This window comes from Rouxiella aceris, from assembly GCF_012933545.1.
In the GTDB taxonomy this organism is placed as follows: Bacteria; Pseudomonadota; Gammaproteobacteria; order Enterobacterales; family Enterobacteriaceae; genus Rouxiella; species Rouxiella aceris.
This window is the reverse complement of sequence record NZ_JAADJU010000006.1, coordinates 108,896-134,654: the sequence shown is the minus strand read 5'-3', so window position 1 is coordinate 134,654 and position 25,759 is coordinate 108,896. Positions and strand designations below refer to the sequence as shown.

The following is a 25,759-nucleotide window of genomic DNA, read 5'->3' as shown; positions in this document are numbered from 1 at the left end:
CGGAAACACCTCAAAATTGATTCGACCTGGTGGCTATGCCCTCGCCCAAGACTCTTTATCGCTGTTTACCGAGGCCATTATCAATAACGTCAGCGCACAGCAAAATCAACCATCAGCTCCACGCCAGGGTTTTGTCCTCACCCGCCATTGGCGCGATACCCCGCAGGGGACGGAAGTGGAATTCTGGCTGGCAACGGAACAGGGCCCGCAAAGAGTCAGGCTGCCTGCGCAGGAGTCCGTCGCCTTTCTGCCGGTAGAACAGCAGGCTCGTGCGCAAACCCTGTTATCCAGCGAAAGGGGCTACAGCCTGCGCCCGCTGCCACTGAGGGATTTCCATTTACGTCCGGTGGTTGGTCTCTATTGCCCGGGCCATCGCCAACTGATGCGCATAGAAAAAATCCTTAAAGAGGGCGGTGTCACGCTTTATGAAGCCGATATCCGCCCCCCGGAACGCTATCTGATGGAGCGCTATATTACTGCGCCGGTGTGGTTTACCGGTACAGCCGCCGCCGATGGCCTGCTGATCAACAGTAAAATGAAGCCCGCCGAAAACTATCGCCCCACACTCAGGCTATGTTCGCTCGATATTGAAACCAGCGGCAACGGTGAGCTGTATTGTATCGGGCTGGAAGGCTGCGGCCAGCGACACGTCTATATGCTCGGTCCGGCCAACGGCACGCCCGACAGTGCCGCGGATTTCGTACTGGAATATGTCGATAGCCGCCCAATGTTGTTAAATAAACTCAATCACTGGCTGCAGCGCTACGATCCCGATGCCATTATCGGCTGGAATCTGGTGCAGTTTGACCTGCGGGTGCTGCAAAAACACGCCGAACGTTATCAGATCCCGCTCCGCTTTGGCCGCGATGGCAGCGCCCTCGAATGGCGCGAGCACGGTTTTAAACAAGGGCATTTTTTTGCTCAGGCCAGCGGCCGTTTACTGATTGACGGTATTGAAGCATTAAAATCGGCGACCTGGAGTTTTCCCTCTTTTAGTCTGGAATATGTCTCGCAAACCTTACTGGGCGAAGGCAAGGACAGTGATAATCCCTATCAGCGACTGGCGGAGATAGAACAGCGTTTTCGCCAGGACAAACCGGCGCTGGCGCGTTACAACCTCAAAGACTGCGAGCTGGTAACCCGGGTATTTGCCAAAACCGAGCTGCTGTCATTTTTACTGGAGCGGGCCAGCGTGACCGGGCTGGCCGCCGACCGCAGCGGTGGATCGGTGGCCGCTTTTACTCATCTTTATCTGCCGCGCATGCATCGTATTGGCTATGTGGCGCCCAATATGGGCGAACGGCCGGAAGAGAATAGCCCCGGTGGCTTTGTGATGGACTCGCAGCCGGGTCTGTATGACTCGGTGCTGGTGCTCGACTATAAAAGCCTGTATCCATCAATTATCCGCACCTTTCTGATCGATCCGGTAGGACTGGTCGCCGGTCTGGCGCAGCCCGATGATGATCATTCGATCCCCGGCTTTCGCCAGGCTCGTTTTTCGCGCACACAACACTGCCTGCCGGAGATCGTCAGGCAGATCTGGCAAGGGCGCGAAACCGCCAAAAAACACCACAACCAGCCGTTGTCACAAGCGCTGAAGATCATTATGAATGCCCTCTACGGCGTACTGGGATCCAGCGGCTGCCGCTTTTTTGATCCGCGCCTGGCGTCGTCGATCACCCTGCGCGGCCACGAGATCATGCAGCAGACGCGGCGGCTGATTGAGGAAGAAGGCTATCAAGTGATTTATGGTGATACCGATTCGACCTTTGTCTGGCTCAACCGCGCCCATAACAGCGAAGAGGCTGACAGCATTGGTCAACGTCTGGTAAGCAAGGTCAATTTATGGTGGCAAAACCATCTGGCGCAGCAGTGGGGAGTGGAGAGCGCGCTAGAGCTGGAATTTGAAACTCACTATCAGCGCTTTTTAATGCCCACTATTCGCGGCTCCGAGCTTGGCAGCAAGAAACGTTATGCCGGCCTGGTCAAAGATGACCAGGGAGAACATATTGTCTATAAGGGACTGGAAACCGTGCGCACCGACTGGACGCCGCTGGCTCAGACCTTCCAACAGGAGCTGTATCAGCGTATTTTCCACCAGCAACCCTATCAGGACTATGTGCGCGATTACGTCAGCCGCACCCTCAATGGTGAGTACGACGATCGGCTGGTTTACCGCAAGCGTCTGCGTCGTCGGCTAAGCGAGTACCAGCGCAACGTGCCGCCCCATGTGCGTGCCGCGCGTCTGGCAGACGAATATAATCAGGCCAATGGCCGCGCCATGCAGTATCAAAACGGTGGCTGGATCAGCTATATCATGACCACCTCCGGCCCGGAACCGCTGGAAAACCGACATTCGCCAATAGACTACGATCACTATATCGAACGTCAGCTCGAACCGGTTGCCGATGGCATTCTGCCTTTCCTTCACGATGATTTTGCTACACTGATTACAGGTCAAATGGGATTGTTTTAGCCCGAAGGCCGAATGTCAGGTGACGAAAGGCCAGCCATCAATTAACATAGCGCCCTTTCCCGTTTCCAACCAACCTCACACAATTAATAACTCCGCGCCTTGTTGGCGGGGAAAGAAAAGCTATTACATAAAGTTCAAGCAAGGGCATTACACCCCGAGTCCTTCGCATTACAGCAATGCGGCAATCGCGCGGATAGCGGCAGCTTACTTCAGTAAGTTAGCGGTATAAGCCAGAGAAGCCCACGCGCCGTAGTCGGAAAACAACGGGACGCCCCAATCAGTCAGAGACAGAGAGACATTATGCCCTTTACACTTGGTCAACGCTGGATCAGCGATACGGAAAGCGAATTAGGATTAGGTACTGTCGTCGCATTGGATGTGCGCATGGTGACCCTGCTTTTCCCCGCTACCGGTGAAAACCGCCTGTATGCACGAAATGATTCCCCGATCACCCGCGTGATGTTTAATCCCGGTGATACCATCAGCTGTCATGAGGGATGGCAGTTGCAAGTCGAAGAGGTCATTGAGGATAAAGGTCTGCTGACCTACGTGGGCCTACGTCTGGACACCGAGGAAGCGGGTGTCGCCATGCGCGAAGTGTTGCTCGATAGCAAACTGACGTTTAGCAAACCGCAGGATCGTCTGTTTGCCGGTCAGATTGACCGTATGGACCGTTTTGCGCTGCGTTTTCGCGCCCGCAAATACCAGCGCGAACAGTTCCGCCTGGAATTTGGCGGCCTGCGCGGTATGCGCGCCAGCCTGATCCCGCACCAATTGCATATTGCTTATGAAGTGGGTCAGCGCCATGCGCCTCGCGTCTTGCTGGCTGACGAAGTGGGTCTGGGTAAAACCATTGAAGCCGGGATGATTATCCACCAGCAACTATTGTCTGGTCGCGCAGAACGCGTGCTGATCGTGGTACCGGAAACCCTGCAACATCAGTGGCTGGTGGAAATGCTGCGCCGTTTCAACCTGCGCTTCTCTCTGTTTGATGACGATCGCTATGCCGAATCACTGCACGACGCCACCAACCCGTTTGAATCCGAACAGTTGGTGATCTGCTCGCTGGACTTTGTACGCCGTAACAAACAGCGTCTGGAACAGCTCACCGAAGCGGAATGGGATATGCTGGTGGTTGACGAAGCCCACCATCTGGTGTGGAGCGAAGAAGCACCGAGCCGCGAATATCAGGTGATTGAACAGCTATCGCAAAGCATTCCCAGCGTTCTGCTATTGACCGCAACCCCGGAACAACTCGGCCAGGAAAGCCACTTTGCCCGCCTGCGCCTGCTCGATCCCGACCGCTTTCACGATTACGAAGAATTTATCGCCGAACAGCAACAGTACCAGCCAGTGGCCGATGCGGTCACCCTGTTGCTCAATCAACAGCCGCTGACGCCAGAAGCGCTGGCTTTGCTGGGCGAAAGCGTCGGCAATAAAGATGTCGACAGCCTGCTGAGCGCTGCCAATCAGGGCGATGAAGCGGCGGCAAAAAAACTGGTGGCCATGTTGATGGATCGCCACGGTACCAGCCGCGTGCTGTTCCGCAATACCCGTAACGGCGTCAAAGGCTTCCCGGCACGTCATTTGTCGGCAGTAAAATTGCCGCTGCCCACCCAGTACCAGACCGCCATTAAAGTCTCGGGCATTATGGGCAGCAAAAAGAGCCAGGAAGCGCGCGCACTGGATATGCTCTATCCGGAACAGATTTATCAGGAGTTTGAAGGGGACAATGCCACCTGGTGGAACTTTGACCCACGCGTCGAATGGCTGCTGGGCTACCTGACCGCCAATCGCGACGAAAAAGTTCTGGTGATTTGTGCCAAAGCCGCCACTGCGCTGCAGCTGGAGCAGGTATTACGCGAGCGCGAAGCCATTCGTGCTGCGGTATTCCACGAAGGCCTGTCGATTATCGAACGTGACCGCGCCGCCGCCTACTTTGCCTCGGAAGAGAACGGTGCCCAGGTATTGCTCTGTTCTGAAATCGGCTCCGAGGGCCGCAACTTCCAGTTTGCCAGCAAAATGGTGATGTTCGATCTGCCGTTTAACCCGGATCTGCTGGAACAGCGTATTGGTCGTCTTGACCGTATTGGTCAGCAGCATGATATCGAAATTATGGTGCCTTATCTGGAACAGACCGCCCAGGCGATCTTGCTGCGCTGGTTCCATGAAGGGCTGGATGCTTTCGAACACACCTGCCCAACCGGTCGCACTATTTATGACAACCACTATCAGCAACTGATCGCCTTCCTGGCCGTTCCGGCAGAACAGACCGGTCTCGACGAGTTTATTGTCGTCTGTCGTGAGCAGCATGATGCTCTCAAGCAACAGCTGGAGCAGGGACGCGACCGTCTGCTGGAAATGCACTCCAACGGTGGCGAACCGGCACAAGCGCTGGCAAAAGCCATTGGCGAGCAGGATAACGACGTTAATCTGGTTAACTTCGCGCTAAATCTGTTTGATATTGTCGGTATTAATCAGGAAGATCGCAGCGATAACCTGATTATCCTTACCCCGTCCGATCATATGCTGGTGCCGGACTTCCCTGGCTTGCCGCAGGATGGCTGTACCGTGACTTTCGATCGTGAACAGGCGCTGTCCCGCGAGGATGCGCAGTTTATCAGTTGGGAACACCCGATTGTTCGCAACGGTCTGGATCTGATCCTCTCCGGCGACACTGGCAGCTGTGCGGTTTCTCTGCTGAAAAACAAAGCGCTGCCAGTAGGTACGCTGCTGGTGGAACTGGTGTATGTGGTCGAGTGTCAGGCCCCTAAACACCTGCAGCTGACCCGCTTCCTGCCACCAACGCCAGTACGGATGTTAATGGACAGAAAAGGCACCAATCTGGCGGCTCAGGTAGAATTTGAGAGCTTTAACCGCCAGCTTAATGCAGTGAACCGTCATACCTCGAGCAAGCTGGTCAATGCCGTACAGCAGGATGTTCACGCCATGCTGCAACAGGCTGAACCGTTGGTTGCCATTGAAGCCCAGGCGCTGATTGCGGCGGCAAAAATCGATGCCGATCAGCAACTCAGTGCCGAGCTGCAACGTCTGCAGGCGCTGAAAGAGGTTAATCCGAATATTCGTGACGACGAACTGGAATCGATTGTCTCCAATCGCCAACAGGTGCTAGATAGTCTTAACGATGCCGGATGGCGTCTGGATGCTATCCGCCTGGTGGTGGTCAGCCATCAATAACGGTCCGGGGTGTGGAGTCCGCTCTGCATCCCGCCTTTAACCGGTTATCTCTGAATACTAACGATGCCCATAATGAACGCCAACAGCCCGATCGTGCCGATCCCGTCAAACGTCCTGCCGCTTGAGGATTACCATCCGCCAACCGATCCCTGGTTGCAGATCCTGTTTCAGGACGAGCATATGATGGTGGTCAACAAACCCAGCGGGCTGCTCTCGGTGCCGGGCAAAGCCGCCGAGCATCAGGATAGTCTGATGACCCGTATCCAGCGCGATTATCCGCAGGCAGAATCGGTGCATCGCCTGGATTTGTCCACCAGCGGCGTGATTGCCGTGGCGTTGACCAAAGTCGCCGAGCGGGAGTTGAAGCGTCAGTTTCGCGAGCGGGAAACCAAGAAAGCCTATATTGCTCGTGTCTGGGGACATATGGCCGAAGATTACGGCATTATCGATCTGCCGCTTATTTGCGACTACCCAAACCGTCCGAAACAGAAAGTCTGTTATGAGACCGGCAAAAAAGCGCTGACCCAGTACGAAGTACTGTCCTGGGATAACGATGGCACTACGCGCGTCAAGCTGCGGCCAATCACCGGACGATCGCATCAGCTGCGCGTGCATTTGCTGGCCCTGGGGCATCCGATCCTCGGCGACAAGTTTTACGCCAGCCCGGCAGCGCTGGCAATGGCCTCCCGACTGCAACTGCATGCCCAGGAGTTGTCGCTGTATCATCCGATCACCGACCAGCCGTTGACTTTTTGCTGTGAGCCGGATTTCTGAAACGCTCACGCGTGGCGTTCAAGATAAGACTTTTGGCGTAATCAATGACAAAAAAATCCCGGCAGCCTGCCTGGCCTGCCGGGATTTTTTATACACGGAGGTTTATTTAAAACCCTTCTCGTGTTTGATCAAGTCATACGCGGCCTGGATCGCCTGCGCTTTCTGCTTGGCCATCTCCATCATTTCTGGCGGCAAACCTTTTGCCACCAGCTTATCCGGATGATGCTCGCCCATTAACTTGCGATAAGCGCGCTTGATGGTGGTGGCATCATCATTGGGACTGATACCCAGCACTTTGCAGGCATCTGCCAGCGTGGGTCCTTGCGAACTACGCTGATAACCGCCGTTAGAGTGATACTGCTGCTGCTGACCGCCGCCAAATTGCTGACCGCCTTCCATCATGCTCAGGAACTGATCGAACTGCTGGCGCGAGATGCCCAACTCTTCGGCGATAACATACAGCACCTGGCGTTCATTGGGATGCAGCGAACCATCGGCATAGGCTGCCTGGATCTGAATCTCCAAAAAGGTGCGGATTAAATCAAAACGCCCAAAGCAGATACTGCGCATTTCACGCATTTTTTCACGAAGCGGATAGCTGCCCTCTTTACCGGTACGAAATGCCTGCTGCGCTGCGTCTCGCTGTTCGCCGTGCAGTTGCATGCGGTCCATAAACAGGCTGGCCATTTGAATATCCGCTTCGGTAACCCTTCCTTTCGATTTGGTTAAATGCCCCATCACCTCAAAGGTGGTGCGGAAAAAAAGTGACTGTCGCGTTTGCTGATCGGAAAAATAACCACGGCTTTTTACGGCGCGTGCCTTATCTACCATATGTCCGACCAGTAACCCCAATACGATCCCCCAGAAGCCCATGCCGGACATTAAGCCCAGTATAAGTCCGAGCAGCTTTCCCCAATACTGCATATACTCCTCAATTCACAATGCCGTCGCGTAAGAATTGCTTTATCATAACCGGCATTTACCGTTGTGCCTAACGGCGACAGCGTTAACCCTGTGGATTTAACACTAGCGCAACGATGATGAGTGAGATAGTCTCTGACCGTTTGCCGGCATGACGCCTCTGATGACGGAACACACATTTTACGTATGAAAAATAGACGTATGAAAACTAGCTTCCCCACCCTGCTGGCCACACTGATTTGGACGGCACTTTATAGCCAGGGCGCACTGGCCGATCTCACTGAACAGTGTATGCTCGGCGTGCCGACCTATGACAAGCCTTTGGTCAAGGGCGATCCCAACCAGCTGCCAGTCACCATCAACGCTGACAAACTGCAGGGTAATTATCCTGATAGTGCGCTCTATACCGGCAACGTTGATGTGCAACAGGGTAACAGCTCACTGAATGCCGACGAGGTTCAGCTTAACCAGATTAAACATCCTGGTGAAGCTACGCCCCTGCGTACGGTTACGGCTACCGGCGATGTGCTCTATTTTGATAATCAGATCAAGCTTAAAGGCCCCAAAGCCTTCTCTAATCTGAATACCAAAGATACCGACGTAGAAAAAGGTGACTATCAAATGGTTGGCCGTCAAGGCCGCGGTACCGCTGATACCATGAAACAGCGTGATAATAACCGTTATACCATTTTGAACAACGGCACCTTTACCTCCTGTCTGCCCGGTGATAACAGCTGGAGCGTAGTCGGTACCACGGTGGTCGAAGACCGTCAGGAAGAACTGGCCGAAATCTGGAATGCCCGTTTTCATATTGGCCCGGTACCGGTGTTTTACAGCCCCTATATGCAGTTGCCTATTGGCAACCGCCGCCGTTCGGGTTTCCTGATCCCGAATGCCAAGTACGGCAGTAATAACGGCTTCGAGTTGATGCTGCCGTATTACTGGAACATTGCCCCAAATTACGATGCCACTATTACGCCTCATTATATGAGCAAGCGCGGCACCCAGTTGCAAAACGAGTTCCGCTACCTCACCGTGGCCGGTGCCGGTATTATGGAACTGGATTACCTGGGTAACGACAAGCTGGTAGAAGCCGCGCACCCTGGCGATATCCAGACCAAACGCTGGCTCTACTACTGGAACCACAACGGCGTTTATAATCAGGTATGGCGCTTCAACGTTGACTATACCAAAGTCAGCGATCCTTACTATTTTACCGACCTTGATTCCAAATTCGGTTCAACCACCGACGGCTATGCTACGCAAAAATTCAGCGTTGGTTACGCCAATGAGAACTGGGACGCTACGCTGTCGACCAAGCAATTCCAGATCTTTGCCGAACAGGCGAGCGCCAATGTCTACCGCGCCATGCCGCAGTTGGACATGAATTACTATAAAGAGAACGTCGGCCCGTTTGATTTCCATACCTACGGCCAGGTTGCCAAATTCACCAACGTCAATCCTTACTATCCCGATGCCACCCGCTGGCACGTTGCCCCGGAACTCGATTTGCCGTTAAGCAACCGCTGGGGAAGCTGGGATAACAACGTTAAGGTAATGGCTACCCATTACCAGCAGGATATTTCTGACAGCTATGCCGCGGCCAATCCGCAGTTAAAAAGCTCGGTCAACCGGGTAATGCCAGAATTCAAATCCGATGGCAAGATGGTGTTTGACCGCACCATGGACTGGAATAAAGACTACACGCAAACCCTGGAACCGCGTTTGCAGTACCTCTATATTCCTTATCGCGATCAGAGCAGTGTGCAGACCTATGACTCCACGCTGTTGCAAACGGACTATACCGGCCTGTTCCGCGATCGCAGCTACGGCGGTCTTGACCGTATTGCCTCCGCCAATCAGGTAGCCTCAGGTGTCACCACCCGTATCTATGATGATAGCCTGGTAGAACGCTTTAACGCTTCAGCCGGTCAGATTTACTATTTCTCTCGTCCGCGCACCGGCGATACCAACAGCAGTCTGGATCAAAGCAAAGATACCGGCAGTCTGGTGTGGGCTGGGGACAGCTATTATAAAATCAATAACTTCTGGGCACTCCGCGGTGGCTTGCAGTACGACACGCGCCTGAATGCATTGGCTCTGGGTGATGCCATTCTGGAATACCGCGCTGACTCGGAAAGAATGATCCAGTTGAGCTACCGTTATGCCAGCCCGGAATATATTGAAGCGACCTTGCCTGGCGTCACCAACCCTGGCTACCAGCAAGGGATCTCCCAGGCCGGTATTATCGCCAGTTGGCCGATTGCCGACCGCTGGGCTATTGTCGGTGCCTATTATTACGATACCAAGGCGCAGCAGGCAGCTGATCAATTGCTCGGTCTGCAGTACAGTACCTGTTGCTGGGCAGTTAATTTCGGTTATGAACGCAAGATCACCGACTGGAATTACACAGCAACACCGCAAACCAGCAACTATGACAACCGTATTTCATTTAACATTGAACTTCGTGGCCTGAGCAATAATCAAAGCCTGGGTACCAAAGAGATGTTAGCCAGTGGCATACTGCCTTATCAACGTGCATTCTGATGCCCTACGGCATGTTGAATTCAGTAAACTTGAAACTTGAACCCGCCTTTGCGGATTAAAATAAATGGATAAAGTATGAAGAACTGGAGAACACTTCTCCTCGGCGTGGTGCTTTGTGCTAACACCGCGTTCGCAGCACCGCAAGAAGTTGATAAAGTTGCCGCCGTTGTTGATAACGGGGTCGTTTTGGAAAGCGAGGTTACCAGCTTGCTGCAGTCTGTGAAGCAGCAGGCAAAATCGGCCAACCAGCAGTTGCCGGATGATGCCACCCTGCGTCATCAGATCCTCGATCGCCTGATTATGGACAATATCCAGCTACAGATGGCGACCAAGATGGGCATCACCCTTACGGATGATGACGTCAGCAAGGCCATTGCCAATATAGCCGATCAAAACCATCTGACCGTCGATCAATTGCGTAGCCGCCTGGCTTATGAAGGACTTAACTACAACACCTATCGCGCCCAGATCCGTAAAGAAATGCTGATCTCGGAAGTGCGTAATGGTGAAGTTCGTCGTCGCGTGACCATTCTTCCGCAGGAAGTGGATGCGCTGGCAAAACAGATGGCCGCACAGGGCGGTGATAGCGCCGAGTTCAACCTCAGCCATATCCTGCTGCCTTTACCTGAAAACCCAACGCAGGACCAGGTTGATCAGTCAGAAATTCTGGCGAAAAAACTGGTGAGCGAACTGCAACACGGCGCAGATTTTGGCAAAATGGCCATCACCTACTCCGCCGATCCGCAAGCGCTGAAAGGCGGCAACATGGGTTGGGGCAAGCGTCAAGAGCTGCCATCGCTGTTCGGCCAGGCGCTGACCGATGTCAAGAAAGGGCAAATCATCGGCCCAATCCGCTCCGGTGTTGGTTTCCATATCCTGAAAGTCAACGATATGCGTGACGACAACCAGAAAGTATCGGTCACTGAAGTGCATGCCCGTCATATTCTGCTGAAAACCTCAGTGGTACTGACCGATGATCAGGCACGTGCCAAACTGCAACAGGTGGCCACTGATATCAAAAATGGCCATGCCAATTTTGCCGATGAAGCCAAACAACTTTCCCAGGATCCCGGTTCAGCCAATCTTGGCGGCGACTTAGGTTGGGCATCACCTGATATGTACGACCCGGCATTCCGCGATGCGCTGCTGAAACTGAAAAAAGGCGAAATCAGTGCCCCGGTACGTTCATCATTTGGTTGGCATTTGATTCAACTGCTCGATAGCCGCCAGGTCGACAGAACCGATGCAGTGCAGAAAGACAAAGCTTATCGCATGCTGTTTAACCGCAAGTTCAGCGAAGAAGCACAAACCTGGATGCAAGAACAGCGCGCTCAGTCCTACGTAAAAATTCTGGACGGCAATGGACAATAATTCCCGCCTGACGCAATCAGTGGTCATTACCCCCGGCGAACCTGCCGGGGTTGGGCCCGATCTGGTACTGGCTCTGGCTCAGCGAGACTGGCCCGTTGAGCTGGTGGTGTGTGCCTGCCCGTCGCTGCTATTGGCGCGAGCCAAAGCGTTAAACCTGCCGATCCGCCTGCTGGATTATCGGCCGGGTTGCGCCAAACCGCAGGCGGCAGGAACCCTGACCGTCCTTCCGGTCAAACTCGCCGCTGCCGCCGTGCCTGGACAGTTGAACGTCGCTAACGGTCCCTATGTAGTAGAAACACTGGCGCGCGCCTGTGATGGCGCCCTGCGCGGCGAATTTGCCGCGTTAATTACCGGTCCGGTACAAAAAAGCATTATTAATGATGCCGGCATCCCTTTTAGCGGCCATACCGAATTTTTTGCCGATCGCAGCCACTGCTCACGTGTAGTGATGATGCTGGCAACGGAAGAACTGCGGGTGGCACTGGCAACCACTCACCTGCCGTTATCCGAAGTCTCTGCGGCGATCACTCAGCAGAGTCTGCATGAAGTGATCACCATTCTCGATCACGATCTTAAAAGCAAATTTGGTATCAGCGCCCCACAAATTTATGTCTGTGGCCTGAATCCTCATGCCGGTGAAGGCGGCCATATGGGCCGTGAAGAGATCGACACCCTGATCCCGGCGCTCAATGCGCTGCGTGAAAAAGGCATCCATCTGATTGGCCCATTACCAGCGGATACGCTTTTTCAACCGAAATATCTGCAACATGCCGATGCCGTGCTGGCCATGTATCACGATCAGGGTCTGCCGGTGCTAAAATATCAAGGGTTCGGTCGCGCAGTAAATATTACTCTGGGGCTGCCGTTTATCCGCACCTCGGTCGACCATGGAACCGCGCTGGATCTGGCTGCAACCGGCAAAGCCGATGTTGGCAGTTTTATTACAGCTTTAAATCTTGCCATCAATATGGCTTCTGTCAGTAATGACAACAATCAGTCAGCCATGGTGCAGTCAGCCAGTGATGACAACAACGTAGTGATAAAGCACAGCAATGAATAATCGAGTCCACCAAGGCCATTTCGCCCGTAAACGTTTTGGACAAAACTTTTTAAAAGATCAGTTTGTCATCGACAGTATCGTTTCCGCTATCCACCCTATGCCCGGGCAAGCCATCGTTGAAATCGGGCCCGGCCTGGCAGCGCTGACTGAACCTGTTGCGGCACGCATCGATCATATGACGGTTATCGAACTTGACCGTGATTTGGCCGCACGCCTTGAAGTCAATCCACGACTGGCCAACAAGCTGCGCGTTATTCAGCAAGATGCCATGCAGGTCAATTTTGGCGAGCTGTCAGAAGAGATTGGTCAGCCACTGCGCGTGTTTGGCAACCTGCCTTACAATATTTCGACGCCGTTGATGTTCCATCTCTTTACCTATACGCATGCCATCAGCGACATGCACTTTATGTTGCAAAAAGAGGTGGTCAACCGTCTGGTTGCCGGCCCGAACAGCAAAGCCTTTGGCCGCCTGAGCGTAATGGCGCAGTATTACTGCAATATTATTCCGGTGCTGGAAGTACCGCCGGAATCCTTTACACCCGCGCCAAAAGTTGACTCAGCGGTGGTACGTTTGACCCCGCATGCCGTGATCCCTTATCCGGTTTCTGATATCCGTATTCTGGCGCGCCTGACTACGGATGCCTTTAACCAGCGCCGTAAAACGATACGCAACAGCCTGGGACATCTATTTACCCCGGAACAGATGCTCGAATTGGGTCTGGATCTGTCGATGCGTGCCGAAAATATTTCTGTTGAACAGTACTGCAAACTGGCAAATTGGTTATCGACGCGTAAAACTGATAACTCATAAATCTTCGATCTTCCCTTGGTGGACGTGGTAGCAGAGAACCCTCCGTAGCTCTGGCAACTGAAGGCCACGTCAATCACCAAAGGGTAAACCGCAGGAGTGACATTATGCTTGATGCGCCGCGAGTGATTATTCAGGTTCAGAGTATTTATATCGAGTCACAATCGATACCTGAAGAGGAGCGTTATGTCTTCGCTTATACCATTACCATCCGCAATCTGGGCCGTTTCAACGTACAGTTACTCCGTCGTTACTGGTTAATCACCAACAGCAACGGGCACCGAACTGAGGTATTGGGTGAAGGGGTGGTTGGTGAACAACCGCTAATCCAGCCCGGTGGTGAATTTCACTATACCAGCGGCGCAGTTCTTGAAACGCCGATGGGGACAATGGAAGGGCATTACGAAATGGTCGACCAGGAAGGAGAAATCTTTCGCGTGGCCATCCCGGTCTTTCGTCTGGCACTACCGACATTGATCAATTAACCCCGCTTTCCCCCAGTGATTGGCGCTGTTGCAAAACAGCGAAAATGAGTCCCGATGAACGCACAACAGTCTGTGATTTGGGTAAACAAGCGCAGCCAGGCTGTCGCAGTTGCAAGTAAGAGGGTACATGTCGACATATCTTATTGGTGATATCCACGGTTGCCTTGATGAGCTTAAAGCGCTTTTGGCCCAGGTTGATTTTAATCCTGTACAGGATACCCTCTGGCTGACCGGTGATCTGGTGGCCCGCGGGCCAAACTCGCTGGAAGTGCTGCGTTTTGTCAGTGGCCTCGGCGAGTCTGTACGTATGGTGCTGGGTAATCACGATCTACATCTGTTGGCGATCTACGCTGGTATCAGCCCTAATAAACCGAAAGACCGCTTAACGCCGCTGTTACAGGCCGAAGACGCGGATACGCTGATTAACTGGCTGCGTCGCCAGCCGGTGTTGCAGGTTGATGATGAGCTGAAGCTGGTGATGGCTCATGCCGGCATTACGCCGCAGTGGGATCTCGAAACAGCCAAAGTGTGCGCGCGTGAAGTGGAAGCGATTTTAAGCAGCGACAGCTATCCGCTGTTTCTCGATGCCATGTATGGCGATATGCCCAATAACTGGTCCGAAGAGCTTAGTGGCCTGGCCCGCTTGCGCTTTAGCAGCAACGTATTTACCCGTATGCGCTTCTGCTTCCCCAACGGTCAGTTGGATATGATTTGCAAAGATACGCCAGAGAATGCACCACGTCCGCTGAAACCCTGGTTTGCACTGCCGAGTCCGGTGGTAGAGCAGGGTTATAGCATTCTCTTTGGCCATTGGGCATCGCTGGAAGGTAAAGGCACGCCAGAAGGCATTTATGCGCTGGATACCGGCTGCTGCTGGGGCGGTGATTTAACCATGTTGCGCTGGGAAGATCAGGCCTGGTTTACTCAGCCCTCTAACCGCCGCGAAGAAAAAGACGACCTACAGGCACCGAGCGCCCTGTAAGCTTTGTGCTATCGCCAGGTTAATGCAGACGACTTAACCTGAGCGACCAGTCGGCAATAAAGCAAAACGGCACTGAACGCCAAATTCCTTCGTGATCCTTACAAACACAGAAATAAATTTATATTTAAACGTGCACAACCTGATTAGCCGCACCGCAAAACGCGGTTGCGGTTTCGCCCTAATCGGATATTTACGGCTACAGATTCAATACCGCTAAAATACAGCTCCCGTCTTATTATATCTATGCTATCAAATAAAAAAACCTCAACAACTAAAACCATTTACTTTATTTCACCCGCTTGTGAAATTGTGCTATGTTATATACTTTTTGTATGGGTTGTGAATACTTTTAAAATAATTAGATTCAAGGGTCATTTATGTAATTAAAATTCGAGGGCGTCATTACATGTTTTAAATATCATAAATATTAATTATGAGAGAATGAATATAATGTCAAATTTTTATGCTAACGAAGAGATAAATAGCAAGATAGAATTTATTTTAAATGAGAAGCTTTTAGAAAATAAAGAAATTAAATTTGGATACTTTATCATCAGTAAAAAAGATTTAAATGATATTTGTATTATAAACAATCACCCTGAATGGTTTGATTTATATGTGAAACATCGCCATCAAATGGTCGACCCAGTAGTACTGAAAGCATTGTCAAGAGTGGAGAGTTTTGACTGGGATGAAGAAATTATGATTTCATCTAAACTGGTTCTGCCAAAAGTGATGCTTCATGCAAAAGAGTACCTTATTAATAGTGGTCACACTTTTATAATTCATGACTATAAAAACAACCTTGCGCTACTTTCAATATTCAATCATGAAACCATTAAAAAGGAGAGAGGGACTTTATTAAATATTGAAAAACAATTTTCACTCTTTGTAAAGATACACCAAAAATTATTATCCTTATATGAGTTTTTCGAAAAAAACAATAAAACCAGCAGCATAAATATCACCAAAAGAGAAAATGAGATTCTTTATTGGGCTGCTATAGGTAAAACCTATAAAGAGATTGCTATAATTTTAGGCATAACTGAGTATACAGTTAAATTCCATATGGCCAAAGTCGTGAATAAGTTAGCAGCGGTTAATGCCAAGCATGCTATAAGATTAGCTTCTGATGCAAAACTAATTACCACCCCACCAATAAAATGATTTAATTCAACATGTTAAGTCATGATGACATTCTAAACTAACGGTTAGCAATGCGCCATCTTATTATTACGTTCGGTGACCGTCTACACGATAACCTTTAATATGCAGCAGGTCACCAATAATTATATGAAATTCTAAATATTTTAAAGTGCATACATTATTGTATACTATAATTAAACGGTAATTTTTTTTAATTTTTCCTTCAGCCCAATGATGGCCTTTTCATCTGTTGGCATAATAATTAAATATAGATATTCATTTTTTTCTGACATTCCCCGCTGTTGTATTTTTATCTCCCATCCTGATTTAATCAAACTTTTTAGGAGTTGTTCAGTGGCAACAGCATAAATTCCTTCATAGCCTGACTCTTTTGCGACAGTATGAATGTTAAGGAAAAAATTCAGCCTAAGATTAATTATATGTTCGAAATCAAAAACCTTTTCCTTATCAATAAGTATGCGAGTCATTTCAACATAATTCCCTTTGAGTATTTTTATATTATCGAAATATTTATAGAAAACTCCCGTACACATGTTATGTAGTTTCATATCAATAAACCTACAACCGCAGATGACTTCATTTTCTCTCTTTCCCATAAGATATGATGCATTTTTACTATCATATTCATCAAACTCCATTCCGTTTTTACATTTTACCAACCAGTCTAACTTATCTTTAAATATTTTTTTCCTGAGACAATAAAAATCTTTGAGATCTTTGCTATGTATATCATTAAAATTAAATAATTCAAATTTAACCACCATATTAAAACTCCTTGTTAAATAATGGTAAATATCCAATCGGTTAATTATGCTATTTTTATCGAGCTGTGTTTATGCCCCTGAGAAATTGCGAATAGCTCAGTAAGATCATTATTGTGTATGATTTAAATGCATATTATTCCATTTACTATTCTTAAGTATAGTTTGCTGAACTAAAGTATAGAATGAGTAATATCACAGAATAGAGCACTTCAGATAGGGATTGATGGTGTGTCGTTTATTGCGTATGCAGAAATAAGGCAGATTACCAAGGTGCTGCACGGTCAAAATCGGCGATAAATCCTGATATGGCGATCATTCAATGCAGTTTTATAAAAATTTATTTTATTGCACGTAGAAATCTGGCTTACAGCGATATTTGCCTCAGCCAGAAACTACGGTTCTTGGCTTTCAATTCCTAAACTGTCCGGAATTAACTGCCAAGGTGCTTTTTGTCCCCTGTCGCCGGTTAGCCGCGACGATCGAGGATCTCGAAACAGTAGCCGTGAGAATTGGCTTCATCAGCATCATGGAACTCGCTAAACACGCTTTCCCATTCGTCGGGCTCGTAGTCCGGGAAATGCGTATCCCCTTCAACTTCAGCATCAATATGGGTCAGATACAGGCGATTGGCGAGGTCCAGGCATTGGGCATAGACCCGGCCGCCGCCCATCACCATCACTTCTTCGGCTTCATTCGCCGCCAGGAAGGCCGCCTCTACCGACGTCACCCAAGTGACACCCTCATGGGTACCCGGCTGACTGCTGATGACAATATTCAAACGACCAGGCAGGGGGCGACCGATAGACTCAAACGTCTTACGCCCCATAATGACCGGTTTGTTCAACGTATTACGTTTGAACCAGGCCAGGTCAGCGGGTAAATGCCATGGCATGGCATTTTCCATACCGATAACGCGATCCGCTGCCATTGCAGCGATCAGGCTGATAATCATGGTGAAACCTTGTGTAGAAGTGCAAATAAGAATCTGTTCGTGGTTGGCCGACAACCAGCAGACCAGGAAAAAATTCTCGACCCAATACTCTGGCGCTGCCAGCAAGACCACCGGCCTATAACCGATCAATGTAAACAGCTCACTGATCAGCTAGAGAAACGCAGTAATTTTCTCAAAAAATGAGAAATTTCTGCCAGAACGAAAAGTGCTGTCACTATACGGAAAGGCCAATCTCTCGTCGATAGCGACGAGCCAGGGTGATAAAGATATAAGATAGCTCTTAGCCAACAGCAGGCAATTTAGCGTAACACGCTAAATAAATCGTAAATCCCGACTTAATAGCACTGCACCAGTAAAAATAAGCAGCGAATAAAACTGCCATCACACCCGGAGCTATCCTGCGTGTAAAGCCACTAATACATCCTGGTCTATTTAGTATACAAACGAAATGGCCGACCATGCCTCCCCCCTGTTAAAAAAACACAATTAGCGTATGATCCCGGCAAAATTTTCTTTGCTTGTTGAGAACGGTCCGTTTAATGCTTGAAACCTCTTTATTTATCGCCACAATCGCGACGTTGGGCATGATCTCCCCGGGTCCGGATTTCTTTTTGGTCATTAAAAATGCGGCACGTTATCCGCGGCTGGCGGCAATGATGACGTCATTGGGCGTGGTCTGCGGGGTTATCACCCATATGTCTTATTGCGTGGCCGGGCTGGCGGTGGTGATCACCACCACCCCCTGGCTGTTTAGCCTGCTGAAATATGTTGGCGCGGCTTATCTTATCTGGGTCGGGATACAGGCATTATTTTCACACACCAATAGCAAAATGAACCTCGATAACCTGACGCAACAGCCGGTCAAGCTGCATAAAGCCTTTGTGCAGGGCTATCTGTGCAATTTGCTCAATCCCAAAGCCACGCTGTTCTTTCTGGCCATGTTCACCCAGGTGCTGCAAGTGGATTCGAGTCTTGGCGAAAAATTCTGGTATGCCTCGATTATAGTCTGCCTGTCAATGATCTGGTGGCCACTGCTGGTGATCCTGATCCAGAGCGGTCCAGTGCGTCGCGGACTGGCCAAGGCGCAGAAGCTGATAGATAAACTGTTGGGCGGTGTATTAATTGCTCTGGGAATTAAAGTAGCGCTTAGCTAATTCTATGCTTCAATAAAAAATCGGGGAGCCTGCGCTCCCCGATTTTTTATCACCAACTGATGCATTTAGAAATAACTTCTAATCCAGGCTTCAGCACCTTTTGAAGGTTGATTGCTATGCACTGTAGCGGGTCGATACTGCGGATCCTGGCATTTCCCGGCTTCAACACAGGTATAAACCGTACCTTTATCCAGCACCTTGGTACCTGTTTTAAATTTAGCTAAATTGCTATCGTTATACTGATAATCAAAAGCGGTGAGTTCTACCACCGGTCGCGGATTATCAATGGCACCGCAATCATCACCATTTTTCCCAATCAGACAGATATCATGTTTGACCACGGAAGTACGCGTTTGCGGCATGGCCGCATTTTTTTCACTTATTGTTACAGACAGAGAAATCTTCTTGCTTTCTTTCAGTTCCGGAACGGTAAATGACAGCTGACCGCGATTTATGACCACATCTTTTAAATAGCTATTGGCATTCTGATCAAACTGCCACAAATAGCTTTGACGCTGCTCTCTGGCAGGTATAACCCTGGACGCCGCATCGACGGTGACCCATTCCCCGGCGTTGGCGCGCTGCGGCGCAATGATGCCATCACATTTCACCACCGAACTATCCTGACAAAAATAGTGACTAACGGCCTGGTATTGCCCCGCAATTTTAACCGCGGCCGTTAACCGAATATTACCGGTTGCCAGTTTATATGGTGCCCCCGCCTGTACAGAGAAGCCATTGGGTTTAAAATAGCGTGCCGCATCGTAGTCGCTATAAGTTGAGAACCAGTGAATATCCTGTTTGCTGACGGTTTCTGGCAAATTTTTTAATTCAAAATTTCCTTGTTCATTTTCGGAAAAATGCGTAGGACCCGCAATATAAATATGATCATGACTTTCCGCCGCCATCAGATTGCCGGATAACAATATTGCCACCGGTAGCAGTGTGATATTAATCGTTTTTGCAATGTAAGCTTTATTCACAATAAATCCTTTTTAATGAATCAACTTTAAAATAACAGTTCACTATTAATATAAGGATAAATTATCAGATTTAACAGCTTCACAATAAGAAGTAGAAAACCCTCATTACTGCAAAGAATTATCTTAATAAAATAGCGAGCATAAAAATAATACTATGCTCGCTATTTTACGAATGCCGCTCCCGGCTTACTTTGCCTCGATTACTTCATTTTCAGGCGCTTTACCATCTATGCTACCCCGCCAGCTTTGCTGCTGTTCTCCCTGGCGCATATGGTCCTGTTCAATGGCCGCCGACAACATATCCCGCGCACGTTGCATACTGGCGATACGGAACTCGGTGTCCTGATAATTATCCAGCGTCGCTTCCAGCATTTTCAGGTTGTAGTGTTTGAAAATATCCGCTTTTTCTCTGGCTTCGTAAGGGTCCAGGCCGAGGATTTCCAGGGTTTCGCGCCCGACTCGCAGCGAGCCTTCAAACAGCTCACGCTCCGGCGCTTCTACCCCTAACTGACGCAATTGATACCAGTGATCAACGTCACGGGCGCGGGCAATAATTTTCAGATTGGGGAAGTTTTCTTTGGCCAAACGGGTTAGCGCCAGATTGGCTTCAACGTCATCAATGGCATTAATCAATACCTTAGCCTGCGCCGCGCCGGCCGACTCGAGCAAATCAACGCGCGTGGCGTCGCCATAAAACACTTTGGTACCAAACTTGCGCAGCGTCTCGATATGGTCAGGATCATGATCGAGGACCACCGTATGCACGTTATTAGCCAGCAACAGACGTCCGGCAATTTGTCCAAAACGGCCAAAGCCGGCGATAATGACGCTGGCATGTTCATCATCAATAACATCCTGCGGACGGTCATCCTGTGGTGCATAGCGCTCCAGCCGGTTGGCAACAACCAATAGCAGCGGCGTTACCGCCATTGATAAAGCCACGGCCAGTGTCAACGATTTCGCCCAGTCGTCAGGCAACACCCCTGCCAGTTGCGCAGCGCTGAAGATAACAAAAGCAAACTCGCTCCCCTGACCCACCAGGATGGCAAACAGACCGCGCTGGCGTTTTGGCACGCCCAACCAGGGCGCGATCAGCCACAACATGGCGGCCTTGAGTAGCATAAAGCCCAGCAGCAGCCCGGCAATCAGCAGTGGATGGTTAACCAAAGTGCCAAAATCGATCGACATGCCAACGCCAATAAAGAACAAACCGAGCAGCAAGCCTTTAAACGGCTGAATATCACTTTCCAGAGCATGGCGATATTCGGAGCTGGCCAGCATAACACCGGCCAGAAACGCACCCATCGCCATCGATAGTCCGGCCATTTCCAGCAAAATGCCAAACCCGAACACCAAAAATAACGCCACGGCGCTGAATACCTCGCGCATACCGGAACGAGCAACAAAGTGCAGCAAAGGTCGGGTCACGTAGCGCCCCAGCAGGATCACCGCCGCCAGTGCCGCAACTACTTTTGCCGCTGACAAACCAAAGTCCAGTAGCGTCGTCGTCCCGCCGCTGCTGGCCAGCAAGGGGATCATGGCGACTAACGGGATCGCGGCAATATCCTGAAACAGCAATACGGCAAAGGCGCTGCGGCCAATGGGGGCCGGGGTCAGACTGCGCTCACTCATGGCCTGCATGGCGATCGCCGTGGAAGAAAGTGCCAGTGTCAGGCCAATTAATACGGCAATTTTCCAGTCCAGTCCCAGTAAGGCACAAAACAGGCTGAGCAACAGTCCACAACACAGCATCTGCATACTACCGCCGCCAAACACCGAGGCACGCAAAGTCCATAGCCGTTTGGGATCCAGCTCCAGGCCGATAATAAACAGCATCAATACCACGCCAATTTCGGCAAAGGTCAAAATAGACTCGGCATCGGCAACCAATTTCAGTCCCCAAGGGCCGATAATACAACCGGCAATCAGATAGCCCAGTACCGATCCCAAACCCAAACGTACGGCAATAGGCACAAACAGCGCCGCCGAACCGAGATAAATCAGCCCTTCAATCATCATGCGGTGATTATCCATGGCTGCTCTCTCCCGCTTGTGGCTGGCAGGTCGACTGCCACTGTAGTAATCGTTGTCGGTACGCTTGTGCCCCCGCGCGCAATGCGACTTCGTCACAGGTAAAGGTATTGTGCAAAGCAAAATACGGCAGCCATTTCATGCCGCAGTAAATCGCTGTCGCCTCAAGTGGCTGCGCCAGCGCGGCAAAATTGGGATAGCTACCCAGTTCGAAATGCTGCTCATTACCGCCGCTGGACACCGCCCATAGGCAGGATTTGCCTTGCAGGGCATTGCCGTCATGACCATATGCCCAGCCGTGCTCCAGCACTTTATCGATCCATAATTTCAGCAACGGCGGCATGCCGTACCACTGTAAGGGGTGCTGAAAAACCACCAAATCAGCCTGCTCGACGGCTTGTTGTTCCGCCTTAATATCAATATTAAAGTCCGGATAGAGATCGTAAAGAGATCGGATTTTTACCGTCGGAAGATCCTTTATTTCCTCCAGCAACAGTTGATTGGCGTGAGAATGTCGCGGATAAGGATGGGCATAAATAATCAGGATCATATCGCTCCCAGGTAAAAATGGTTTTTATTCAGCATACGCAACTTTGCCCGCCAGGAAAAACCCGGGCTGATAAAAAAACAAAGGCGCAGCATTATGCTGCGCCTCAGACGGCTGACAAAGTCCGTTATTAGGGAGAGTGCACCGTTGGGGTCGTAGCGGGCTTGCCCGCCGGAGCGCCCCTAGGTGTGCTATGCCCGGGTATCTCGATTATCAAGACGACTTGGTCATAAAACTCAGGCGCAGCATAATGCTGCGCCTTCAACTCTTTGACGCCACTAGGTGGCGTCAGCCAGCCAAATTACATGGCTTTGATTTTGGCATGCATTTCCTGCACCGACGTCACCTGCTCTGTCGGGTCAGAAGATAACGCCATCGCGGTAGCAAAACCGCCGTTCAGGGTGGTGTCATAGTGCACTTTATACTGCAGTGCGCTGCGGCGGATCAGTTTAGAGTCCTCAATCGCCTGACGACCGGCGGTGGTATTGACGATATAAACGTATTCACCGTTTTTGATACGATCCTGAATATGTGGACGACCTTCATGCACCTTGTTGACCAGGCGCGGATTAATCCCCGCTTCGCCCAGAACCACGGCAGTACCATGAGTGGCATCCAGTTCAAAGCCGCGTTTTAGCAGTTTGGCGGCCAAATCGACCACGCGGGCCTTATCGCCTTCACGCACAGAGAGTAAAGCACGACCGGCTTTCTTCATGCCTGACTGGCTACCTAATTGCGCTTTGGCAAAGGCTTCGGCAAAAGTCCGGCCAACGCCCATCACTTCACCGGTCGAACGCATCTCTGGCCCAAGGATCGGGTCAACGCCAGGGAACTTGTTAAACGGCAGCACCACTTCTTTAACCGAGTAGTATGGCGGGATAACTTCTACGGTGATCCCCTGCTCGGTCAGCGTTTGGCCAGCCATGACGCGGGCTGCCACTTTAGCCAGCGCTACACCGGTCGCTTTTGATACAAAAGGTACGGTACGCGCGGCGCGCGGGTTAACTTCAATCAGGTAGACTTCGTTGTTTTTCACCGCAAACTGCACATTCATCAAGCCACGAACGGACAGTTCAAACGCCAGTTTTTCAACTTGCTGGCGCATTACATCCTGAATCTCTTTGCTCAGGGTGTAAGCCGGCAGTGAACACGCCGAGTCACCGGAGTGTACCCCCGCCTGTTCGATATGTTCCATAATGCCGCCAATCAGTACGCGCTCACCGTCGCAGATGGCATCTACGTCGACTTCAATGGCATCATCAAGGAAGCGGTCCAGCAATACCGGCGCGTCGTTAGACACACTGACTGCATTCTGGAAGTAACGACGCAGGTCGATTTCGTCATAGACAATCTCCATTGCGCGGCCGCCGAGGACATAAGAAGGGCGCACCACCAGTGGATAACCAATCACGCTGGCTTTTTCTACCGCCACGTCGATAGTAGCGACGGTGGCATTTGCAGGTTGTTTCAGTCCCAGACGGTTAACCGCCTGCTGGAAACGTTCGCGGTCTTCGGCACGGTCGATAGCATCCGGGCTGGTACCGATAATCGGCACCCCGGCAGCTTCCAACTCACGGGCCAGTTTCAGCGGAGTCTGGCCACCATACTGCACGATAACGCCTTTCGGCTGTTCAATGCGCACGATTTCCAGCACATCTTCCAGCGTCACCGATTCAAAGTAGAGACGATCGGAGGTGTCATAGTCCGTAGATACTGTTTCAGGGTTACAGTTGACCATAATGGTTTCATAACCATCTTCGCGCAGCGCCAAAGAAGCATGAACGCAGCAGTAGTCAAACTCGATGCCCTGACCAATGCGGTTTGGACCGCCACCCAGCACCATAATCTTTGGTTTGTCGTGGGTCGGGTTGGACTCGCACTCTTCTTCATAGGTGGAGTACATATATGCCGTGTCGGTAGAAAACTCGGCAGCACAGGTATCAACACGCTTATACACCGGGTGCAGATTATACTTGTGGCGCAGTTTGCGCATTTCACTTTCAGAAACGCCCACCAGTTTTGCCAGACGCAGGTCGGCAAAGCCTTTGCGTTTCAGCGTGCGCAGTAAATCATAGGTCAGAGCCGTAAAGCCGCCTTCGGCAACCTTGTTTTCTAACTGCACCAGCTCTTCAATCTGCACCAGGAACCAACGATCGACATTGGTCAGGTTAAAAATACCGTCAACAGACATCCCGGCACGGAAGGCATCGGCGATAAACCAGATACGATCGGAACCGGCGTCTTTCAATTCACGACGGATTTTGGTCAGCGCTTCGGGATCATCCAGGCTGACTTTTGGGTCAAAACCGCTGACACCGACTTCCAGACCGCGCAGCGCTTTCTGCACTGATTCCTGGAAGGTGCGGCCAATGGCCATCACTTCACCGACGGATTTCATCTGGGTAGTCAGACGGTCATTGGCACCGGCAAATTTCTCGAAATTAAAGCGAGGAATTTTGGTAACCACATAGTCAATGGACGGTTCAAACGACGCCGGAGTTTTACCACCGGTGATATCGTTCATCAGCTCGTCGAGGGTATAACCCACTGCCAGCTTGGCGGCCACTTTGGCAATCGGGAAACCGGTCGCTTTCGAAGCCAGCGCAGAAGAGCGCGACACACGCGGGTTCATTTCGATAACGATCAGACGACCATCTTTTGGGTTAACGGAGAACTGGACGTTGGAACCGCCCGTCTCGACGCCAATTTCACGCAGCACCGCCAGCGAGGCGTTACGCATGATTTGATATTCTTTGTCGGTCAGCGTTTGCGCCGGGGCCACGGTGATAGAGTCACCGGTATGGATGCCCATGGCATCAAAGTTTTCAATGGAGCAGACGATGATGCAGTTGTCGTTTTTATCGCGCACCACTTCCATTTCATACTCTTTCCAACCAATCAGCGACTCATCAATCAGCAGCTCTTTGGTTGGGGAGAGATCCAGACCGCGTTCGCAGATCTCTTCAAACTCTTCGCGGTTATAGGCAATACCGCCGCCGGTGCCGCCCATAGTAAAGGAAGGGCGAATAATGCACGGGAAACCGACGTCCGCCGCCACGGCGAGGGCCTCTTCCATATTATGTGCAATACCGGAACGGGCGGTACCCAGACCGATTTTTTTCATGGCCTGATCAAAGCGACGACGGTCTTCCGCTTTATCAATGGCGTCGGCGGTGGCGCCAATCATGGTGACGCCAAACTCGGCAAGCACGCCTTTACGTTCCAGCTCCAGCGCACAGTTCAGCGCGGTTTGGCCGCCCATGGTCGGCAGCACGGCGTCTGGACGTTCTTTTTCTATGATTTTGCGTACCACTTCCCAGTGGATTGGCTCGATGTAAGTGGCATCGGCCATTTCCGGGTCAGTCATAATGGTGGCTGGGTTAGAGTTCACCAGAATGACGCGGTAACCTTCTTCACGCAGCGCTTTACACGCCTGAGCACCCGAGTAGTCAAACTCACAGGCCTGGCCGATCACGATCGGACCGGCGCCCAGAATCAGGATGCTTTTAATATCTGTACGTTTTGGCATTCTTTTTCGC

Annotated in this window: 18 protein-coding genes; 11 read left to right on the top strand and 7 right to left on the bottom strand. The window is 50.8% G+C overall.

Annotation, left to right across the window (positions count from 1 at the left end):
- The first annotated feature begins 79 nt into the window (after nt 1-79).
- The 3 genes from GW590_RS12790 (at nt 80) to rluA (ending at nt 6,448) form a co-directional block, all read left to right on the top strand.
- On the top strand, nt 80-2,476 hold the full coding sequence (locus GW590_RS12790; protein ID WP_169403607.1) for a DNA polymerase II: 2,397 nt from the start codon (nt 80-82) through the stop codon (nt 2,474-2,476).
- Between the two features lie 300 nt (nt 2,477-2,776).
- A complete protein-coding gene (gene rapA / locus GW590_RS12785; protein ID WP_169403435.1) occupies nt 2,777-5,674 on the top strand; it encodes an RNA polymerase-associated protein RapA in 2,898 nt (965 codons plus the stop codon).
- 72 nt (nt 5,675-5,746) lie between these two features.
- Entirely contained in the window at nt 5,747-6,448 is a 702-nt protein-coding gene (rluA, locus tag GW590_RS12780) for a bifunctional tRNA pseudouridine(32) synthase/23S rRNA pseudouridine(746) synthase RluA (protein WP_211186754.1), read from the top strand.
- A gap of 102 nt (nt 6,449-6,550) precedes the next feature.
- Here the strand turns inward: rluA and djlA are convergent, their stop codons facing one another.
- Nucleotides 6,551-7,372 carry a co-chaperone DjlA gene (gene djlA, locus GW590_RS12775; protein ID WP_169403433.1) on the bottom strand — a complete coding sequence of 274 codons (822 nt, stop codon included), beginning with the start codon at nt 7,370-7,372 and terminating at the stop codon, nt 6,551-6,553.
- Nucleotides 7,373-7,570: 198 nt separating this feature from the next.
- Here djlA and lptD point away from each other — a divergent pair, with 198 nt between their 5' ends.
- The 7 genes from lptD to GW590_RS12740 all read left to right on the top strand — a co-directional run bounded on the left by lptD (nt 7,571) and on the right by GW590_RS12740 (nt 15,789).
- Nucleotides 7,571-9,916, top strand: a complete 2,346-nt coding sequence (gene lptD, locus GW590_RS12770; protein WP_211186753.1) for an LPS assembly protein LptD — start codon at nt 7,571-7,573, stop codon at nt 9,914-9,916.
- Nucleotides 9,917-9,991: 75 nt separating this feature from the next.
- Nucleotides 9,992-11,287, top strand: a complete 1,296-nt coding sequence (gene surA, locus GW590_RS12765) for a peptidylprolyl isomerase SurA (protein WP_169403431.1) — start codon at nt 9,992-9,994, stop codon at nt 11,285-11,287.
- Nucleotides 11,277-12,347 carry a 4-hydroxythreonine-4-phosphate dehydrogenase PdxA gene (gene pdxA, locus GW590_RS12760; RefSeq protein ID WP_169403430.1) on the top strand — a complete coding sequence of 357 codons (1,071 nt, stop codon included), beginning with the start codon at nt 11,277-11,279 and terminating at the stop codon, nt 12,345-12,347. Before surA ends, pdxA begins: the two co-directional genes overlap by 11 nt.
- Nucleotides 12,340-13,158 (top strand): 16S rRNA (adenine(1518)-N(6)/adenine(1519)-N(6))-dimethyltransferase RsmA, encoded by an 819-nt coding sequence (gene rsmA, locus GW590_RS12755; RefSeq protein ID WP_169403429.1) that lies wholly within the window; start codon nt 12,340-12,342, stop codon nt 13,156-13,158. Before pdxA ends, rsmA begins: the two co-directional genes overlap by 8 nt.
- Nucleotides 13,159-13,262: 104 nt before the next feature.
- On the top strand, nt 13,263-13,640 hold the full coding sequence (gene apaG / locus GW590_RS12750) for a Co2+/Mg2+ efflux protein ApaG (RefSeq protein ID WP_169403428.1): 378 nt from the start codon (nt 13,263-13,265) through the stop codon (nt 13,638-13,640).
- A 127-nt stretch (nt 13,641-13,767) separates the two neighbouring features.
- Complete coding sequence (apaH, locus tag GW590_RS12745; protein WP_169403427.1) at nt 13,768-14,622, top strand: bis(5'-nucleosyl)-tetraphosphatase (symmetrical) ApaH; 855 nt, start codon at nt 13,768-13,770, stop codon at nt 14,620-14,622.
- 450 nt (nt 14,623-15,072) lie between these two features.
- Nucleotides 15,073-15,789, top strand: a complete 717-nt coding sequence (locus GW590_RS12740; RefSeq protein WP_235955941.1) for a helix-turn-helix transcriptional regulator — start codon at nt 15,073-15,075, stop codon at nt 15,787-15,789.
- 173 nt (nt 15,790-15,962) lie between these two features.
- Here the strand turns inward: GW590_RS12740 and GW590_RS12735 are convergent, their stop codons facing one another.
- Both GW590_RS12735 and folA read right to left on the bottom strand, forming a co-directional pair.
- Nucleotides 15,963-16,553 carry an acyl-homoserine-lactone synthase gene (locus tag GW590_RS12735; RefSeq protein WP_169403426.1) on the bottom strand — a complete coding sequence of 197 codons (591 nt, stop codon included), beginning with the start codon at nt 16,551-16,553 and terminating at the stop codon, nt 15,963-15,965.
- A 466-nt stretch (nt 16,554-17,019) separates the two neighbouring features.
- Nucleotides 17,020-17,505, bottom strand: coding sequence for a type 3 dihydrofolate reductase (folA, locus tag GW590_RS12730; protein ID WP_169403605.1), 486 nt, complete (start codon nt 17,503-17,505; stop codon nt 17,020-17,022).
- Between the two features lie 539 nt (nt 17,506-18,044).
- Between folA and GW590_RS12725 the strand changes: the two genes are divergently transcribed.
- Entirely contained in the window at nt 18,045-18,659 is a 615-nt protein-coding gene (locus tag GW590_RS12725; RefSeq protein WP_169403425.1) for a LysE family translocator, read from the top strand.
- A gap of 65 nt (nt 18,660-18,724) precedes the next feature.
- Here GW590_RS12725 and GW590_RS12720 read toward each other — a convergent pair whose 3' ends face one another.
- The 4 genes from GW590_RS12720 to carB all read right to left on the bottom strand — a co-directional run bounded on the left by GW590_RS12720 (nt 18,725) and on the right by carB (nt 25,749).
- On the bottom strand, nt 18,725-19,642 hold the full coding sequence (locus GW590_RS12720; RefSeq protein WP_169403424.1) for a hypothetical protein: 918 nt from the start codon (nt 19,640-19,642) through the stop codon (nt 18,725-18,727).
- Between the two features lie 186 nt (nt 19,643-19,828).
- Nucleotides 19,829-21,676, bottom strand: a complete 1,848-nt coding sequence (gene kefC, locus GW590_RS12715; RefSeq protein ID WP_169403423.1) for a glutathione-regulated potassium-efflux system protein KefC — start codon at nt 21,674-21,676, stop codon at nt 19,829-19,831.
- Nucleotides 21,669-22,223, bottom strand: a complete 555-nt coding sequence (kefF, locus tag GW590_RS12710; RefSeq protein WP_169403422.1) for a glutathione-regulated potassium-efflux system oxidoreductase KefF — start codon at nt 22,221-22,223, stop codon at nt 21,669-21,671. Before kefF ends, kefC begins: the two co-directional genes overlap by 8 nt.
- A 298-nt stretch (nt 22,224-22,521) precedes the next feature.
- Nucleotides 22,522-25,749, bottom strand: a complete 3,228-nt coding sequence (carB, locus tag GW590_RS12705; RefSeq protein WP_169403421.1) for a carbamoyl-phosphate synthase large subunit — start codon at nt 25,747-25,749, stop codon at nt 22,522-22,524.
- Nucleotides 25,750-25,759 lie beyond the last annotated feature (10 nt).

Bases quoted from the DNA above. Each gene is read 5' to 3' on its own strand.
- rapA (WP_169403435.1), top strand. From the start codon at position 2,777: ATGCCCTTTACACTTGGTCAACGCTGGATCAGCGATACGGAAAGCGAA.
- rluA (WP_211186754.1), top strand. From the start codon at position 5,747: ATGAACGCCAACAGCCCGATCGTGCCGATCCCGTCAAACGTCCTGCCG.
- djlA (WP_169403433.1), bottom strand. From the start codon at position 7,372: ATGCAGTATTGGGGAAAGCTGCTCGGACTTATACTGGGCTTAATGTCC.
- lptD (WP_211186753.1), top strand. From the start codon at position 7,571: ATGAAAACTAGCTTCCCCACCCTGCTGGCCACACTGATTTGGACGGCA.
- surA (WP_169403431.1), top strand. From the start codon at position 9,992: ATGAAGAACTGGAGAACACTTCTCCTCGGCGTGGTGCTTTGTGCTAAC.
- pdxA (WP_169403430.1), top strand. From the start codon at position 11,277: ATGGACAATAATTCCCGCCTGACGCAATCAGTGGTCATTACCCCCGGC.
- rsmA (WP_169403429.1), top strand. From the start codon at position 12,340: ATGAATAATCGAGTCCACCAAGGCCATTTCGCCCGTAAACGTTTTGGA.
- apaG (WP_169403428.1), top strand. From the start codon at position 13,263: ATGCTTGATGCGCCGCGAGTGATTATTCAGGTTCAGAGTATTTATATC.
- apaH (WP_169403427.1), top strand. From the start codon at position 13,768: ATGTCGACATATCTTATTGGTGATATCCACGGTTGCCTTGATGAGCTT.
- GW590_RS12740 (WP_235955941.1), top strand. From the start codon at position 15,073: ATGTCAAATTTTTATGCTAACGAAGAGATAAATAGCAAGATAGAATTT.
- GW590_RS12735 (WP_169403426.1), bottom strand. From the start codon at position 16,553: ATGGTGGTTAAATTTGAATTATTTAATTTTAATGATATACATAGCAAA.
- folA (WP_169403605.1), bottom strand. From the start codon at position 17,505: ATGATTATCAGCCTGATCGCTGCAATGGCAGCGGATCGCGTTATCGGT.
- GW590_RS12725 (WP_169403425.1), top strand. From the start codon at position 18,045: ATGCTTGAAACCTCTTTATTTATCGCCACAATCGCGACGTTGGGCATG.
- kefC (WP_169403423.1), bottom strand. From the start codon at position 21,676: ATGGATAATCACCGCATGATGATTGAAGGGCTGATTTATCTCGGTTCG.
- kefF (WP_169403422.1), bottom strand. From the start codon at position 22,223: ATGATCCTGATTATTTATGCCCATCCTTATCCGCGACATTCTCACGCC.
- carB (WP_169403421.1), bottom strand. From the start codon at position 25,749: ATGCCAAAACGTACAGATATTAAAAGCATCCTGATTCTGGGCGCCGGT.